At 65.9% G+C, this 14,535-nt stretch carries 10 protein-coding genes, 2 tRNA genes and 1 pseudogene; 6 read left to right on the forward strand and 7 right to left on the reverse strand.

Annotation, left to right across the window (positions count from 1 at the left end; genetic code table 11):
- Both ACREB7_RS13410 and ACREB7_RS13415 read right to left on the reverse strand, forming a co-directional pair.
- Positions 1 to 395: pseudogene (locus ACREB7_RS13410) on the reverse strand (energy transducer TonB); the annotation flags it as partial.
- 43 nt (positions 396 to 438) lie between these two features.
- On the reverse strand, positions 439 to 1,308 hold the full coding sequence (locus tag ACREB7_RS13415; protein ID WP_431592778.1) for an alpha/beta fold hydrolase: 870 nt from the start codon (positions 1,306 to 1,308) through the stop codon (positions 439 to 441).
- Between the two features lie 100 nt (positions 1,309 to 1,408).
- On the opposite strand from ACREB7_RS13415, the gene ACREB7_RS13420 reads away from it, so the two are divergent.
- Positions 1,409 to 2,200, forward strand: a complete 792-nt coding sequence (locus ACREB7_RS13420) for an SDR family oxidoreductase (RefSeq protein WP_431592779.1) — start codon at positions 1,409 to 1,411, stop codon at positions 2,198 to 2,200.
- Positions 2,201 to 2,260: 60 nt separating this feature from the next.
- Here ACREB7_RS13420 and ACREB7_RS13425 read toward each other — a convergent pair.
- A tRNA-Val gene (locus tag ACREB7_RS13425) sits at positions 2,261 to 2,335 on the reverse strand.
- Between the two features lie 71 nt (positions 2,336 to 2,406).
- Positions 2,407 to 2,784: a cell cycle two-component system response regulator CpdR gene (gene cpdR / locus ACREB7_RS13430; RefSeq protein WP_431592780.1), complete on the reverse strand. Its 378-nt coding sequence runs from the start codon at positions 2,782 to 2,784 to the stop codon at positions 2,407 to 2,409.
- 134 nt (positions 2,785 to 2,918) lie between these two features.
- Here cpdR and ACREB7_RS13435 point away from each other — a divergent pair, with 134 nt between their 5' ends.
- The gene (locus ACREB7_RS13435) at positions 2,919 to 3,797 is read left to right on the forward strand and encodes an N-formylglutamate amidohydrolase (RefSeq protein ID WP_431592781.1); all 879 of its coding nucleotides are present in this window, start codon (positions 2,919 to 2,921) and stop codon (positions 3,795 to 3,797) included.
- Between the two features lie 167 nt (positions 3,798 to 3,964).
- Here ACREB7_RS13435 and ACREB7_RS13440 read toward each other — a convergent pair.
- A tRNA-Pro gene (locus ACREB7_RS13440) sits at positions 3,965 to 4,041 on the reverse strand.
- A gap of 109 nt (positions 4,042 to 4,150) precedes the next feature.
- Entirely contained in the window at positions 4,151 to 4,579 is a 429-nt protein-coding gene (locus ACREB7_RS13445) for a JAB domain-containing protein (protein WP_431592782.1), read from the reverse strand.
- 127 nt (positions 4,580 to 4,706) lie between these two features.
- Between ACREB7_RS13445 and thyA the strand changes: the two genes are divergently transcribed.
- From thyA to ACREB7_RS13465, 4 genes are all read left to right on the forward strand, one after another.
- Entirely contained in the window at positions 4,707 to 5,642 is a 936-nt protein-coding gene (thyA, locus tag ACREB7_RS13450) for a thymidylate synthase (protein WP_431592783.1), read from the forward strand.
- A 94-nt stretch (positions 5,643 to 5,736) separates the two neighbouring features.
- Complete coding sequence (locus ACREB7_RS13455; RefSeq protein WP_431592784.1) at positions 5,737 to 7,032, forward strand: 3-methyl-2-oxobutanoate dehydrogenase (2-methylpropanoyl-transferring) subunit alpha; 1,296 nt, start codon at positions 5,737 to 5,739, stop codon at positions 7,030 to 7,032.
- Positions 7,032 to 8,057, forward strand: coding sequence for an alpha-ketoacid dehydrogenase subunit beta (locus ACREB7_RS13460; RefSeq protein ID WP_431592802.1), 1,026 nt, complete (start codon positions 7,032 to 7,034; stop codon positions 8,055 to 8,057). Before ACREB7_RS13455 ends, ACREB7_RS13460 begins: the two co-directional genes overlap by 1 nt.
- Positions 8,058 to 8,061: 4 nt before the next feature.
- Entirely contained in the window at positions 8,062 to 9,333 is a 1,272-nt protein-coding gene (locus ACREB7_RS13465) for a dihydrolipoamide acetyltransferase family protein (RefSeq protein ID WP_431592785.1), read from the forward strand.
- 88 nt (positions 9,334 to 9,421) lie between these two features.
- On the opposite strand, the gene ACREB7_RS13470 is transcribed toward ACREB7_RS13465, so the two are convergent.
- Complete coding sequence (locus ACREB7_RS13470) at positions 9,422 to 14,521, reverse strand: hypothetical protein (protein WP_431592786.1); 5,100 nt, start codon at positions 14,519 to 14,521, stop codon at positions 9,422 to 9,424.
- Positions 14,522 to 14,535: the final 14 nt, after the last annotated feature.

Here is a 14,535-nt window from a genome sequence, read left to right on the forward strand (position 1 = left end):
TCGCCGCGGCCACCCGCGCCGCTTCCCGGGCCCGCGACGGGCGCGGCGCCCGCCGACGCATCGCTGCCGCTTCCCGCCTTAGGTGCGGCGACGACCGGGGGCGGCTTGACGGGCGGCACGATGGGCCGGCTGGCCTGGATCGGTGCCGGTCTCGCGCGCCGGTTGGCCGCCGACGCTTCGCCGGCGGCCGCTTGCGAGGGCTGGCTATCGGGAATCGTCGGCGTTTCGGGCGGCGGAACGGGCAGGGCGAAGGCGCTGATCGCTGCGCTCGCCTTGCGGACGATGGCCAGGTCGAGACCGCTGACCAGCCCGATGCCGACGGCGAGCGCCACGACCAAAGTCGCGCCGCCCGCGACCGCGCGTTGCCGTGCCGGTAATTGCCCCGAATAGGTCATGCCGCCGTCTCACCGCGCGCCCATGCGCGCCACCCGCGCCGGTCTAGAGGAACGCGTCTAGCGTGGACATGAACCGGTCGAACTGGTCGTGATGCAGCCAGTGGCCGGCATTTTCGAACTCGATCACCTTCGCGGTGCTGAAATATTGGAGGCGCCCGTCTTTTTCGGGGTTCGACGCCCAGCTGTCGGCGCCATAGAGCAACAGCGTGGGGCAGCTGATGTTCGACCATAGCTTGTGCAGCTCGTCCTGCGGCATGTCGAAGATGGTCCAGATGTTGAGATAATTGTCGAACTTCCAGCTCCAGCTGCCGTCTTCGTTGCGGTTGATGCCGTGGATCGTCAGGTGCCGCGCCTGTTCGGGCGTCAGATAGCTGTTCTCCGCCGCCATGCGGGCGAGCGCGTCGTCGAGCGTCGCGTAGCGTTTGGGCTGGCGTCCCGCCGCCTGGCGTTTGTCGTCGATCCACTGGCGCATGCGTTCGTCGAACGGCGTCTTGGTCCGTTCCTCCTGCACCGCGGGCGAGGGACCGAGCCCCTCGATCGACACCAGCTTCTTCACCTTGTCGGGATAGAGGCCGGTGTAACGCGTCGAAATATTGCCGCCCATCGAATGCGACACGATCGTCACCGGCGCGAGGTCGAGCTGATGGATCAACTGCGCGAGGTCGTAGACAAAGGCGCCCATCTCGTAATTGCCGTCGGGCGACCAGGCGCTGTCGCCATGGCCGCGCAGGTCGGGGGCGATGACATGATAGCGATCGCACAATTTCTCGGCGACCCAGTCCCAGCTGCGGCAATGATCGCGCCCGCCATGGACGAGCAGCAGGGGCGGCGCGTCCTCATTGCCCCAATCGGCATAATGAAGCTTCAGCCGCTGCGAGATGAAGCTGTTCGAGGTGGGGCCGCTTGCCATCATATCTTCCTTGCTGTCTTGTCGGGTTTCAAAAGGCCACCGATTCCATTCCGTCAACCCCATGCGGTCGCGAATGGAGGACAGGAGAGGGAGAAGGAAGAGCATGAGCAGTTTTCGCGACAATCTGCTGGCGGGCAAGACCGCCTTCGTCGCCGGCGGCACCAGCGGCATCAACCTCGGCATCGCCAAACGCTTTGCCCAGCTCGGCGCGAAGGTCGCGGTCGCCGGGCGCGATCCCGACAAGGCACAGCGCGCCGCCGCCGAGATCGGCCATGACGCGATCGGCCTGTCGGGCGACGTGCGGGACTATGCCGCGATTCGCGGCGTGATGGAGACGGTCGCCGAAAAATTCGGTCCGATGGACATTGTCATCTCGGGCGCCGCGGGCAATTTCCTCGCGCCGGTGCTCGGCATGTCGGCCAATGCCTTCCGCACCGTGGTCGACATCGACCTCAACGGCACCTTCAACGTGTTTCGCGGCTGCCACGACCTGCTCAATCGTCCGGGCGCGTCGCTGATCGCGATCACGGCGGGACAGGCGATCAACGCCTCGGCGTTGCAGGCGCACGCCTGTGCGGCCAAGGCCGGGATTAATCAGCTGATCCGTGTGCTGGCGCTCGAATGGGGTCCCGAGGTGCGCGTCAACGGCATTTCGCCGGGTCCGATCGCGGGGACCGAAGGCATGGCGCGGCTCGCACCCGACGCGGCGACGCGCCAGTCGCATTTCGACCGCATCGCGATGAAGCGCTGGGGCGAGGTTGAGGAGGTCGCCGAATCGGCGGTGTTCCTGTGCTCGCCTGCTGCGGGCTATATCACCGGCACGATCCTCGACTGCGACGGCGGCAGCCAGATCGGCGACGCCTCGCGCGGCGATCTGGCGAAGGGCATGGCCTGACGCTCGGGTGGCCCTGAAAGCAAAAAGGCCGCGAACCCGATGGGTACGCGGCCTTTTTAATGGTGGGCGTGGCAAGGATTGAACTTGCGACCCCTGCGATGTCAACACAGTGCTCTACCACTGAGCTACACGCCCATCCCTTGGGGTGACGCGCCCCCTAATAGGCCCCGCACCGCTTGGCAAGCCCTTCGGTGCAGCGGGCGTCCTTATTGTTGGTTCGAGCGGTCGGCGCGGCCGAACAGATTGTCGACCTCGCGCACCAGATCCTTCAGGTGGAACGGCTTCGACAGCAATTTCGCCTGCGGCACATTTTCCTCGGCGCGCAGCGAGACTGCGGCGAAACCGGTGATGAACATGACCTGCGTCTGCGGCGCGACCTTCGCGGTGTGCTGCGCGAGTTCGATTCCGTCCATTTCGGGCATGACGATATCCGACAATAGCAGGTCGAAGGTTCCCGAATCGATATAGGGCACCGCCTCGGTCCCGCGATCGACCGCCGTGACATGATAACCCGCACTGGTCAGCGCCCGCGCGAGATATTCGCGCATCACGTCATCATCCTCGGCCAGCAATATGCGAATCATGCGGATAATAGCCCCCTGGTCCCACGGCGGCGCGCTTGTCGCCGTCGTTATATCGAAACCGTCCCATAGCGCCACAAACTTAACAAATTCAGCCGCCGCTGGATTCCGCGTCCGATTTTTGCCACCCCTTGGCGATGCCGCGCTCTTTCCCATCGCCCGACGCCGTTTCGGTCATCCGCCCCGGCGCCTTGTCGGTGCCTGTGGTGGTGTCGGTGGCGCATGCCGGGCGCATCTATCCGCCCGAATTGCTGGCTGCGGCGCGCGCGACGCGCGCCGATCTCGAACGGCTGGAGGACGGCTGGGCGGACCTGATCGCCGCGCGCGCGGGCGAGGCGGGGGCGACGATCGTCCAGGCCTTATGGGCGCGGGCGGTCGCCGACTGCAATCGCGGCGAGGGCCAGATGGCGCCCGGCGAAGTTGCGCCCGCGCTACGCCCGCAATTTGCCGCCCCGGGACGCAAGGAACGCGCCGGACTGGGCGTCGTGCCGACGCGACTCGCCGATGTCGGTCCCTTGTGGAAAAAGCCGATCGACCGCGCAGCGCTGGCCTGGCGGCTCGATTCGCTGCACCGGCCGTTTCACGACGCGCTGGCGGAGGCGTTGGAGGCGGCGCGCCAACGCTTTGGCCATGCCATATTGATCGATCTCCACAGCATGCCGTCGATCCCGGCGGGGCAGGCCGGCCATGGCGCGCGGATCGTTATCGGCGACCGCTTCGGTGACACCGCCGACAGCTGGCTGGTCGATGCGGTGATTGCGGCGGCGGAGCGCCTGGGCGTCCCGGTGTCGCGAAACCAGCCCTATGCCGGGGGGCATATCGTTCGCACCCATGGGCGCCCCGATCGCGGCGTGCATGCGGTACAGATCGAAATCGACCGCAGCCTGTATCTGCGCCGCGACCGGTCCCCCGATCCCGACAAGCTGGGACCGCTGAGCGACTGGTTTCATGGATTGCTGGGCGAGGTGGCCAGTGCCTGGCCGGGCGCGGCAAGCTTGCCGCAGGCCGCCGAATAAAAAACCACCTCGTACCGGGGTACGAGGTGGCCAGGGTCCAGGGAGGACGTGCCCAACCTCTCGGAGGGACACTCGCCGTGATGGAAAGGGGGAAAACCACGACGGCGTGACACCAATCTAGGTGTTATGCCCGCAGGTTACAAGAGGTGTTGGTTGCAAAAAGAAATTGGTCGGGGAGAGAGGATTCGAACCTCCGGCCCCTGCCTCCCGAAGACAGTGCTCTACCAGGCTGAGCTACTCCCCGACCGATCTTTGCGGACGGCACGGGGCCGCCGCGAAGGCAGAGCGGTCCCCTAGACGTGCATCTTGCGAACTTCAAGCGCCAATCGGCATAGTCGCGATGATTGCGGCGACTAGAGCAATCCGGCACGCCAAAAGCTGAAATGTCCTTCAGTGGTGAAGATCAGATGGTCCGACAGGGCGACCCCCAGCAGCGCGAGAAAACGTGCGGCTTCGCGCGTGGTCGCCAGATCGGCGTCGCTGGGCCGCGCGATTCCCGAGGGATGGTTGTGCGCCAGCACGATCTGCGCCGGCTTCGCGTCGAGTATGGCGCGCCAGATCGGCGGCGCGATGACGCAGCGCCCGTTGCCGTCTCCTTCGGCGCGTTCGAGGCCCAGCAAGCGATCGAACGCGTCGAATCCCGCGATCAGCAGAATCTCGGCTTCGGCGGGAAAGCAGGGGCGCAGCAACAGCCGCGCCAATTCCTCCTCCTCTTCGCGGGGGACAAAGCCGGGGGATGCCGACGCCGTCGCGGGGGCTTTGATCGGGTCATAGCGAGTCATAACGGGGCTTCATGCGCCGCGCGCGGGCAAAGCCCAAGGCGGGATTGGCCCGCAATGGAGGATCGGGCGGCGCCCTTGCCGCACCGTCCTGCGGAGCCTAGCAATAGGCTAAAGCCGGGAGCGAATCTTGCCTGAGTCCATCCACTATGAACTGCAATATCTCGACCTGATGCGCCGCATCTGGGTGGAAGGGGACGAGCGCGTCGATCGCACCGGCGTCGGCACGCGGTCGCTGTTTGGCGAAACGATGCGATTCTCGTTGAAAGACGATGCGATCCCGCTGCTGACGACCAAGCGCGTCTATTGGAAGACCGCGCTGCGCGAATTGCTGTGGTTCCTGACCGGCGATACCAATATCCGGTCGCTGGTGGCGCAGGGTGTCAAAATCTGGACCGACTGGCCGCTCGAAAAATATCGCAAGGCCACGGGCGACGATATCAGCGCCGCCGATTTCGAGGCGCGGATCATCGCCGGCGATGCTTTTGCTGCCGCGTGGGGCGATCTCGGCCCGGTGTACGGCCACCAGTGGGTCAATTGGCCGCGCTACGAACCGGCGGGCGAGGGACTTTTTCGCCGCGCAAGCCAAGGCCACAACCAGATCGCGGCGCTCATCGAGTCGCTGAAGAACAATCCGGGGTCGCGCCGCCACATTTTCACCGGCTGGAACGTCGCCGACCTCGATCGCATGGCGCTGCCGCCTTGCCACATGACCTATCAATTCCATGTCCGCAGCGACGGCGGGCTGTCGTGCCTGTTGTTCCAGCGCTCGTGCGACCTGGGACTCGGTTTCGCCTTCAATGTGTTCGAGGCGGCGCTTCTGACCCGGATGATCGCCGAGCAGGCGGGGCTGCACGCGCATGAGCTCGTGTGGACCGGCGGCGACGTGCATCTTTATCTCAATCACGCCGATCTCGTCGAACAACAGATGTCGCGCATTCCGGGCGGCGCGCCGAAGCTGCGCATCCTGCGGCGTCCGGCGAGCATGTTCGACTATCGGTTCGAGGATTTCACGGTCGAGGATTATGCGCCGCAAGCGCATATATCGGCGCCCGTGGCGGTCTGACGGCTGTCGTTGCATTCGTATGGCGACTGAAATAATATGTCGCCACGTTGAAATATAACTAGGCGCAGTGATTCGCGCCAAAAGGGAAGAAGATATGCCTGAGACGCCTCGGATGCCGGCGAGCAACTTGCCGCCGCTGTCGCTCCATATTCCCGAACCACGCTATCGTCCCGGCGACACGCCGGACTTCGGCGACATTCAGGTGCCCGATGTCGGCGCCACGCCGCGCCCGAGCGAGGACAGCAAGCCCGACGCGATGCGCGACATGTGTTACGGCCTCGTTCGCGTCCTCGATTTCGACGGACAGGCGAAGGGGCCATGGGATCCCAAGATCGCCCCCGAGCGACTGCGCGCGATGCTGCGCTATATGATGCTCGTTCGCGCCTTCGACGACCGCATGTTTCGCGCCCAGCGGCAGGGCAAGACCAGCTTCTACATGAAGTGCACCGGCGAAGAGGCGACGTCGGTCGCTTCGACGATGGCGCTCCACCGGTCGGACATGTGTTTCCCCAGCTATCGCCAGCAGGGCATCTTGATCACGCGCGACTATCCGCTGATCCAGATGATGAACCAGATCTATTCGAACCGCGGCGACCATTTGATGGGCCGCCAGCTGCCGATCATGTATTCGGCGCCCGAACATGGCTTTTTCAGTGTGTCGGGCAACCTCGCGACCCAATATCCGCAGGCGGTGGGCTGGGCGATGGCCTCGGCGTCGAAAGGCGACAGCCGCATCGCCACCGTCTGGTGCGGCGAAGGATCGTCGGCCGAGGGCGACTTCCATTCGGCGCTGACCTTCGCGACCGTCTATAACGCGCCGGTCATCTTCAACGTCGTCAACAACCAGTGGGCGATCTCCAGCTTTTCGGGCTTTGCTGGCGGCGAGCGCACGACCTTTGCCGCTCGCGCGGTGGGCTATGGCATTGCGGGGCTGCGCATCGATGGCAACGACCCCCTTGCGGTCTATGCCGCGACGCAATGGGCGGCGGATCGCGCGCGGACGAACAATGGTCCGACGCTGATCGAGCATTTCACCTATCGCAGCGAGGGGCACAGCACCTCCGACGATCCCAGTGCCTATCGCCCGTCCGACGAGCCGACGATCTGGCCCTTCGGCGACCCGATCGCGCGGCTGCGCCAGCACCTTGAAGTGCTCGGCGAATGGGATGGCGAGCGCCATGAGGCGCAGCGTGTCGAACTCGAAGATCTGGTCAAGACGACGCAGAAGCAGTCGGAAAAGCTCGGCATATTGGGTCATGGTATGCACCAGCCGTTCGAGACGATGTTCGAGGACGTGTTCGAGGAGATGCCCTGGCACCTCAAGGAACAATGCGATCAGATGCTCGCCGAGCAAGAGGCCAAGTTCGGCCCCAACTGGAAGCCTGAATGATGAGCGCTGACACCAAGACCATGAACATGATCGAGGCGATCAACAGCGCCATGGACGTCATGCTCGAACGCGACCCCAACACGGTGGTGATGGGCGAGGACGTCGGCTATTTCGGCGGCGTGTTCCGCGCGACTGCGGGCCTGCAGAAAAAGCATGGCAAGACGCGCGTCTTCGACACGCCGATCAACGAATGCGGCATCATCGGCGTTGCGGTCGGCATGGGCGCCTATGGCCTGCGCCCGGTCCCCGAGATCCAGTTCGCCGACTATATCTACCCCGGCCTCGACCAGCTGGTCAGCGAGGCGGCGCGCTTGCGCTATCGTTCGGCGGCCGACTTCATCTGCCCGATGACGGTGCGCACGCCTTTTGGCGGCGGCATCTTCGGCGGCCAGACGCACAGCCAGTCGCCCGAAAGCATTATGACGCACATCTGCGGCGTGAAGACGGTGATCCCGTCGAACCCGTACGATGCCAAGGGTCTGCTGATCGCGGCGATCGAGGATAATGACCCCGTCGTCTTCCTCGAACCCAAGCGCATCTACAACGGCCCGTTCAGCGGCTATTACGACCGGCCGGTCGAACCCTGGTCGAAGCATGCGGCGAGCGCGGTTCCCGAAGGCCATTACCGCATCGAACTCGGCAAGGCCGCGACGGTGCGCGAAGGCGAGGCGCTGACGATCCTCGTTTATGGCACGATGGTCCATGTCACCAAGACGATCGTCGAGGAAATGGGCATCGACGCCGAGATCATCGATCTGCGCACGCTTTTGCCGCTCGATATCGACGCGATCGAGGCATCGGTGAAAAAGACCGGCCGCTGCTTGATCATCCACGAAGCGACGCGCACTTCGGGCTTCGGCGCCGAACTCGCCGCGCTCGTCCAGGAACGGTGTTTTTACCATCTCGAGGCGCCGGTCGAGCGGGTCACCGGCTTCGACACGCCCTATCCGCACAGCCTCGAATGGGCCTATTTCCCTGGCCCGGTGCGCATCGCGACCGCGCTCACCAAAATCTTGAAGGACTGACGTCATGGCCCGTTATTCATTCCGTCTGCCCGACATCGGCGAAGGCATTGCCGAGGCCGAAATCGTCGCCTGGCACGTCAAGATCGGCGAGCGCGTCGAGGAAGATGCGCAGCTTGCCGACATGATGACCGACAAGGCGACCGTCGAAATGGAATCGCCGGTGTCGGGGATCGTCGTCGAACTGGCGGGCGAGGTCGGCGACCTGATCCCGATCGGATCGACGCTGGCGGTGATCGAAACCGACGGAGACGGAGAGGTCGAGGCGCCGCCCGCCGACACGCCGGTCGAGGAAGAAATCGTCGCGGAAACGCCGGGCGCCGAGGAAGTGTCGGTAGCTGAAGTCGCCCAGCCTGCGCCCGCGCCGGTTGCCGCGCCCGCACCGGCACCCGCACCGGCGGCTCCGGCCACGCACGACCGCCAAGTCCTCGCATCGCCCGCCGTCCGCGCGCGCGCTAAGGATCTCGGCGTCGATCTGGGACAGATCCATGCCGAGGGCGACCGCATCCGCCACGCTGATCTCGACGCCTTTCTCCGCTACAGCGGCGGGCAGGGCTATCACGCCCCCGGCGCCAGCCGCGCGCGCGCCGACGAACCGATCAAGGTCATCGGCATGCGCCGCAAGATCGCCGAGAATATGGCGGCGTCGAAGCGCGCGATCCCGCATTTCACCTATGTCGAGGAAATGGACGTCACCGCGCTCGAAGAGATGCGCGCCGACCTCAACGCCAACCGCGGCGGCCGTCCGAAACTGACGATGCTGCCCTTCCTGATCGTCGCAATCTGCCGCACGATCCCGCAGTTCCCGATGATCAATGCGCGCTACGACGACGAGGGCGGCGTGGTGACGCGCTATGGCGCGGTGCATCTCGGCATGGCGACGCAGACCGACGCCGGGCTGATGGTGCCGGTGATCCGCGACGCGCAGGACAAGAATGTCTGGCAATTGGCGAGCGAAATCACGCGCCTTGCCGAAGCCGCGCGCACCGGCAAGGCGAAGGTCGAGGAGCTGACCGGCGGCACGCTGACCGTGACGTCGCTCGGCCCGCTCGGCGGCATCGCGACGACGCCGGTGATCAACCGGCCCGAGGTCGCGATCATCGGTCCGAACAAGATCGTCGAGCGACCCGTGTTCGACGGTGACGAGATCCGCCGCGCCAAGCTGATGAACCTGTCGATCAGCTGTGACCACCGCGTCGTCGATGGCTGGGATGCCGCGAGCTATGTCCAGGCGCTCAAGAAGCTGGTCGAGACGCCGGTTCTGCTGTTCGCGGATTGATTCACCGTCGCCCCCGCGAAGGCGGGGGCCGCTACCGGCCTAGCGCAAGGTTGCCAGCGGCCCCCGCCTTTGCGGGGGCGGCGGCCTTTTATAGTCCCAATCCCTGAAAACTCGTCTGGTCGAACTTCAGCTTGAAGGTCACATAGGCGCCTGAGCGCGAATAGCGGCTGTCCTCGAAATCGCGGTCGTGGAAGCCCGAGAAGTTGTAACCCAATGTGATATTGGCGTTCTTCATCGGCGCCAGCGTGACTGTCGGGCCGCCCGCCCAGCTGACCGTGTCGCCGCCGGTGCCGACACGTACGGTGCCCGACGCGCCGACATCGACATGCTCGCCGAGGTTGAAGCGGAAATCGGCGCCGAGCAGGTTCGACCAGCCCTTCACATCGTCGGCACCGAATTTGTCGAAATTGTAGCGCGTGCCCCAGAAAAAGCCGACTTCGGCGCGTTCGTACCACATCCGGTCGCCGCCGCGGCGGCCGCCCAACTCGCGGTCGCCCATCGGGGTCCAGTTGACCGACAGGCTGTTGAGCGCGCGGCGGCTCGTCGCGTCGCCGTCGATCGTCAGCGCGCCGCCGCCGATCGGGCCCGGCTGGCCGGCGATCGCGTCGCGCACCTTGTCCGACCGGAACTCGGTCTTGTTGAGCCAAGACACGCGCGATTCGGCGGGGCGGTGCGCCCAGCTCATTTCGAACTGCATGACCTCGGTCGTCGGCACGGTGCCCGCGCCGCTCGCCTTGGCGTAAGTGAAGAGCGCACCCAGCGCGCGGCCTTCGCCGAGTTGGCGCAGACCGCCGAGCGTCAGGCCGTAGCGATTGGCGAGTTCGCCGTCGCGATACTCGGCGCGCCCGGTCAGCGTCCAGCGCTCGGTCCGGTACGTCGCACCGGTGCTGACCGCGAGGAAATCCTCGGTCAACGTGCCGTTGCCGCCCAGGAAACCGCCCGACGCGACAGGGTGGTCGACGTTGAGCACATCGCCGGCACGGATGCCGCCCAATGTGCGGTTGCCATCGACCGAAAGATCGACGGTCAGCTTCTTGCCGAGCCGCAGCGTCTGAGACAGGCCATAGGCGGCGAAGCTGCGCGGGCCATATTCGCCAATATCCTGCTGGTTCGCGGTCGCGAGCAGGCGGGCACCGGCCCAGGGCGCGAGATCGAAGCCCAGCCGCGCGGTGCGCGCCTTGACCGTATCGCCGTCGGCAATTTCATAGCTGCCGACCAGATTGACATCGCGGGTGACCGCGAACCGGGCGCCCAGACGGTGGCGGGTCGGGAAATCGACGCTCGCATCCTTGCCGCCCAGGGCGAACTCGGTCTGCGCATCCAGTTCGAGGCGCTTTTCGAACAGCCGCTGGGTGGCGCCGAACTGAACGAGGTTCGAGGTGTTGCCGGTGCCGTCGCTCAGCCGGTCGTCGGCATGGGTGATGCCCGCGCGCGCGACGGTGGTGCCATTGTCATATTCGACCAGCGCGCGAGCGGCGCGGCGGCGCGATCCGACATCGAGGTAATCTTCCTGCCACGCGCTGCCGGTGATCGACAGCGTGCGGGTCGCGCGCAGCCGCGCATCGATGCCGAACTTGCGCGTGCCGTCTTCGCCGCGGTTGAGCTGGCCGGCACCAAAACCCGCCTCGCGTTCGCGGGCATAGGCGAGCACGTCCATCGTGCTGCTGTGATGTTCGGCCTCGATCAGCCATGCCTTGGCGCTGCCCGCCGCGGCAACCGCGCTGCCGGCCTTGGCCGACGCGTCGCTGATCGCCAGTTCGGCGCGGACTTCGGTATCGACGCTCGGGCGATAGCGCGCATCGACGCCGCCGAGGTTGGTCTTGGCGTTGCTGTCTTCGTCGTGGATGAAGGTCGCGCCGACGCGCAATTTCTCGTCGTTCGACTGATAGCTGACGCGGCCACCGGCGTTGAGCACGCGCTCGCCGATGCCGTCGACTTCATATTCGGCGACGATGAACTGCGGGTCGAGCCCCGACGAGCGGCTGAGCACCGGCTCGCGGAAGCGCAGCGTGCCGGCGAAATAGTCGATGTCGTAGTCGATATGCCGCGTCAGGCTGCGCGTCTCGATAATCCGCTCGCTGTGCAGCCGGTCGCGCGTCTCGATCACGATCCGCTCGCTGTTCGGCAGGATATCCTTCGCGCCGAGCTGATACGGGCCGGTCAGGCCGTTGCCCTGGATCTCGTCGCGGCGGAAACGATACGGCGTATCGGCGGCAAACGCCGTCGCCGCGACGTTCCGCCCGCGATATTCGGCCTTGCCGCCGTTCAGCGCGCGCTGGTAGCGGGCGAGCTGCGGTTCGGCGATACCCGTCTCGAAATCGCCAAACATGGCGTAAAACTGGGGCCGCTCGAGGCGCAGGTAGAGCTTGCGCACCGAGGCTGCGTCGTAGCGCGTCTCGTTGCGGTCGGCGTAGATGGTGTAATAGGCGCGCGGGTCGATCACGCCGCCGAAACGCGTGTCGTCCTTGTCCTTGTCGCTGTCATACGACAGCGTTATCAGCCACTTGCCGCGCACTCTTCCCTTGGCATAGAGTGCGAGACGCGCGTCGCCGTTCAGGTCGTCGAGCGTTTCGGCGACCGGCTCCATGCGGTCATCGAGCGTGTTGTAGCCGATCGTGCCCGCAGCGAAACCGACGACGGTCCACGGGCGATCGCCGGGATCGAGCCAGGTTTCGATCGTCTGATTGCGCGTCACCTTGTCGTCGCGGAAGGCGAAATCCATCGTCAGCGTGCCCGACGCGGTGGTCGGTTCGAGTTCGATATAGGCGATGCCGTCGTCGCCGGCGATCTTCCACAGCGGCTGCGCGCGTTCGAGACCCGACAGCTGGCGCGCCTGCTGCGCATCGGCTTCGACGGCGGGATAATAGGGGGCCGGAACGCTGAAATCGCCGGTCAGGCCGCTGCGAATGGGCTTGCCGTCGCGGTCGGTCAGGCGGACGGCGAGCACCGGGCGCGTCACGCCGTCGGCGATAAGCACCGATTTTTCGCGGATCAGCGTCGCGCGCATCGGGGTGATCGCATAATGAACGCGGCGTTCGAGCGTTTCGACGGTCACGCCGTTCGCGTCCTTGACCGTCGCGACAAGGCTGTTTTCGCCTTCGCGGATCTCGATGCCGCGCCACAGGCTGACCGCGATCTGGCCATCGGCGGACTTACTGGTCCCCTCAAAGCTCAGCGGGTCGACCGGCTTGCCGTTGATCGTCAGCGCGACGATCTGGCCCGGAGCGTGTTTGATCGCGGCGCGCACGGCCTTGGAGCGCGGATTATGGTCGGGCGCGGGGAACAGCCAGGCGATGCCGGGGGCCTGGCCGGTCAGCCAGTCGCGGTTGGCGCCGGCGGCGTCGGGATCGCTGAGAACGACGGGAGCGTCGATTGTGCTGAGGTTCGGCGCGGCGCGCGGTGCGCTGGCGATGGCACGGAAATCGGCGCGCTTCAGCGAACCGCCGCGCCCCTGAACGAAGCGCGAGATCGCGCTGCCGGCGCTTTGCGTCGAGCGGGCGCAGTCGATCGGCGCGCGGTCGAGCGGCAGCGTCGACGGGTCGATCTGCACGACGTGCAGGCCCGGACGCACACCCTCGAAATGATAGCGGCCGTCCTGATCGGTGACAGCATAGCTGCCGTCCTGCAGCATCACGCGCACGCCGCCGATTCCCTCGGCCTTGCCGGGGTTCACGCCGCAGCCGCCGTCGGTGATGCGCCCGATGATCGTCATCCGGTCGCCGAGCTGGTCGCGCTTGATCGACACCGTCGCCTCGGAAATATTGCTCGTCGCGCCGCGATTGTCGGTCGCGGTGGCGCGATTGAGCGCGTTTCCGGGCTGCGCCGAGACGATGACTTCGGCCAGATAGGTGATCAACACCCGCTGTCCCGGCGCAAGCGCGGGCAGGGTGATGCTGAATTCACGGCCGTTTCCGGCCACGACGGGATCGATGCGCACGCCGTCGGCGCGCACCGTGTCGAGGCGCAGGCGCATTCCCTTGGGCAGCGCGTCGCGCACCGTCACCGCGCCGGTGGCGCGCCGCGCATCGCGGTTCGATACCTCGATCCGGTACTGGACCACGTCGCCGGGCACCGCGACCTGGGTCGAGGTCGTCTTGCGCAGGATCAGTTCGCCGCCGGGCTGGTCGACCGGAATGTCGATCCGCACCGGCGCCGGGTCGGCGAGGGTGAACACCGCGCCATAGCTGGCGGTGGTGATCGTATAGGGCAATCCGTCGTCGGGACGACGGAAACCGGCCAGAGCCGAGGGATCGGCGGTCGATGGCGCGGTGAAGGGGGCCGGCGGCTCGACGATCAGGCGATAGGTGCCCGGCGCGACAAAGGGGAAACGATAGTCGCCGGGCGGGAAATTATAGACGGTGCCGCCGCTGTCGGTGACGCTCTGACCGGTGATGACGCTCGACGGATAGGTCGACACGCCGTCGTCGCCGAACACCTTCGCGGGCTGGCCGGTCGCGGCGTCGATGATCGTCACGCGGCTGCCGGCGACGGGCGCGCCATCGCCGCTGTCGAAGACGATGCCGAACGGATCGACGAGGAAGCTGATCTCGGCGGTGGCGACGAGGTCGGCATGCGCGGCGTCGGCGACGCGCATCGTCACGGTCGATCCGGGCGCGACCGACAGGCGGCAATCGCCGGCGACGAGCGGCGGCGGAATGCCGATGGTGTTGATGATCCCGATGAATTCGCCGCTGTTGGCGGCGGTTTCGGACAAAGTGATGCGCTCGCGATCGCCATTTTCAAGCTCAAGCGTCACGTCGAGCGTGTCGCGAACATTGGCATCGACATTGGCGCTGGCGAGCGTGACGCCCACCACAAGGACTTCGCCCGCCCGGAAGCGTCCCGTGGGCTGCAGCGAGGCCGGATCGGTGGGGAGCGACGCGAAAACGCCGCCGGGTTCGATTAGGCTGGTCCCGTCATTGCCCTGGCAGCGGGTCGGGACGACCGGCGCGGACTTGGAACCGAGATTGTTGGTCAGCCGATAAGTGCTGATCGTCGGCCGCTCGGGGGGCAGGGGCGCCACGGTCACGTCGACGCGGTTCGACAGCGTCTGGGCGCTGCCGCCGCTCGCGGTCCATTCGGCCGACGCAGTATTGGAAATGACCTGCGCATGCGCCATCGTCGCCGGCAGCGTCGCCGCCGCGACCAGGGCGGTCGCAAATGCCAGGCATTTCGGGAAGAAGGTCATAAGCGCTCAGGCAA

It is taken from the genome of Sphingopyxis sp., assembly GCF_050725615.1.
In the GTDB taxonomy this organism is placed as follows: Bacteria; Pseudomonadota; Alphaproteobacteria; order Sphingomonadales; family Sphingomonadaceae; genus Sphingopyxis.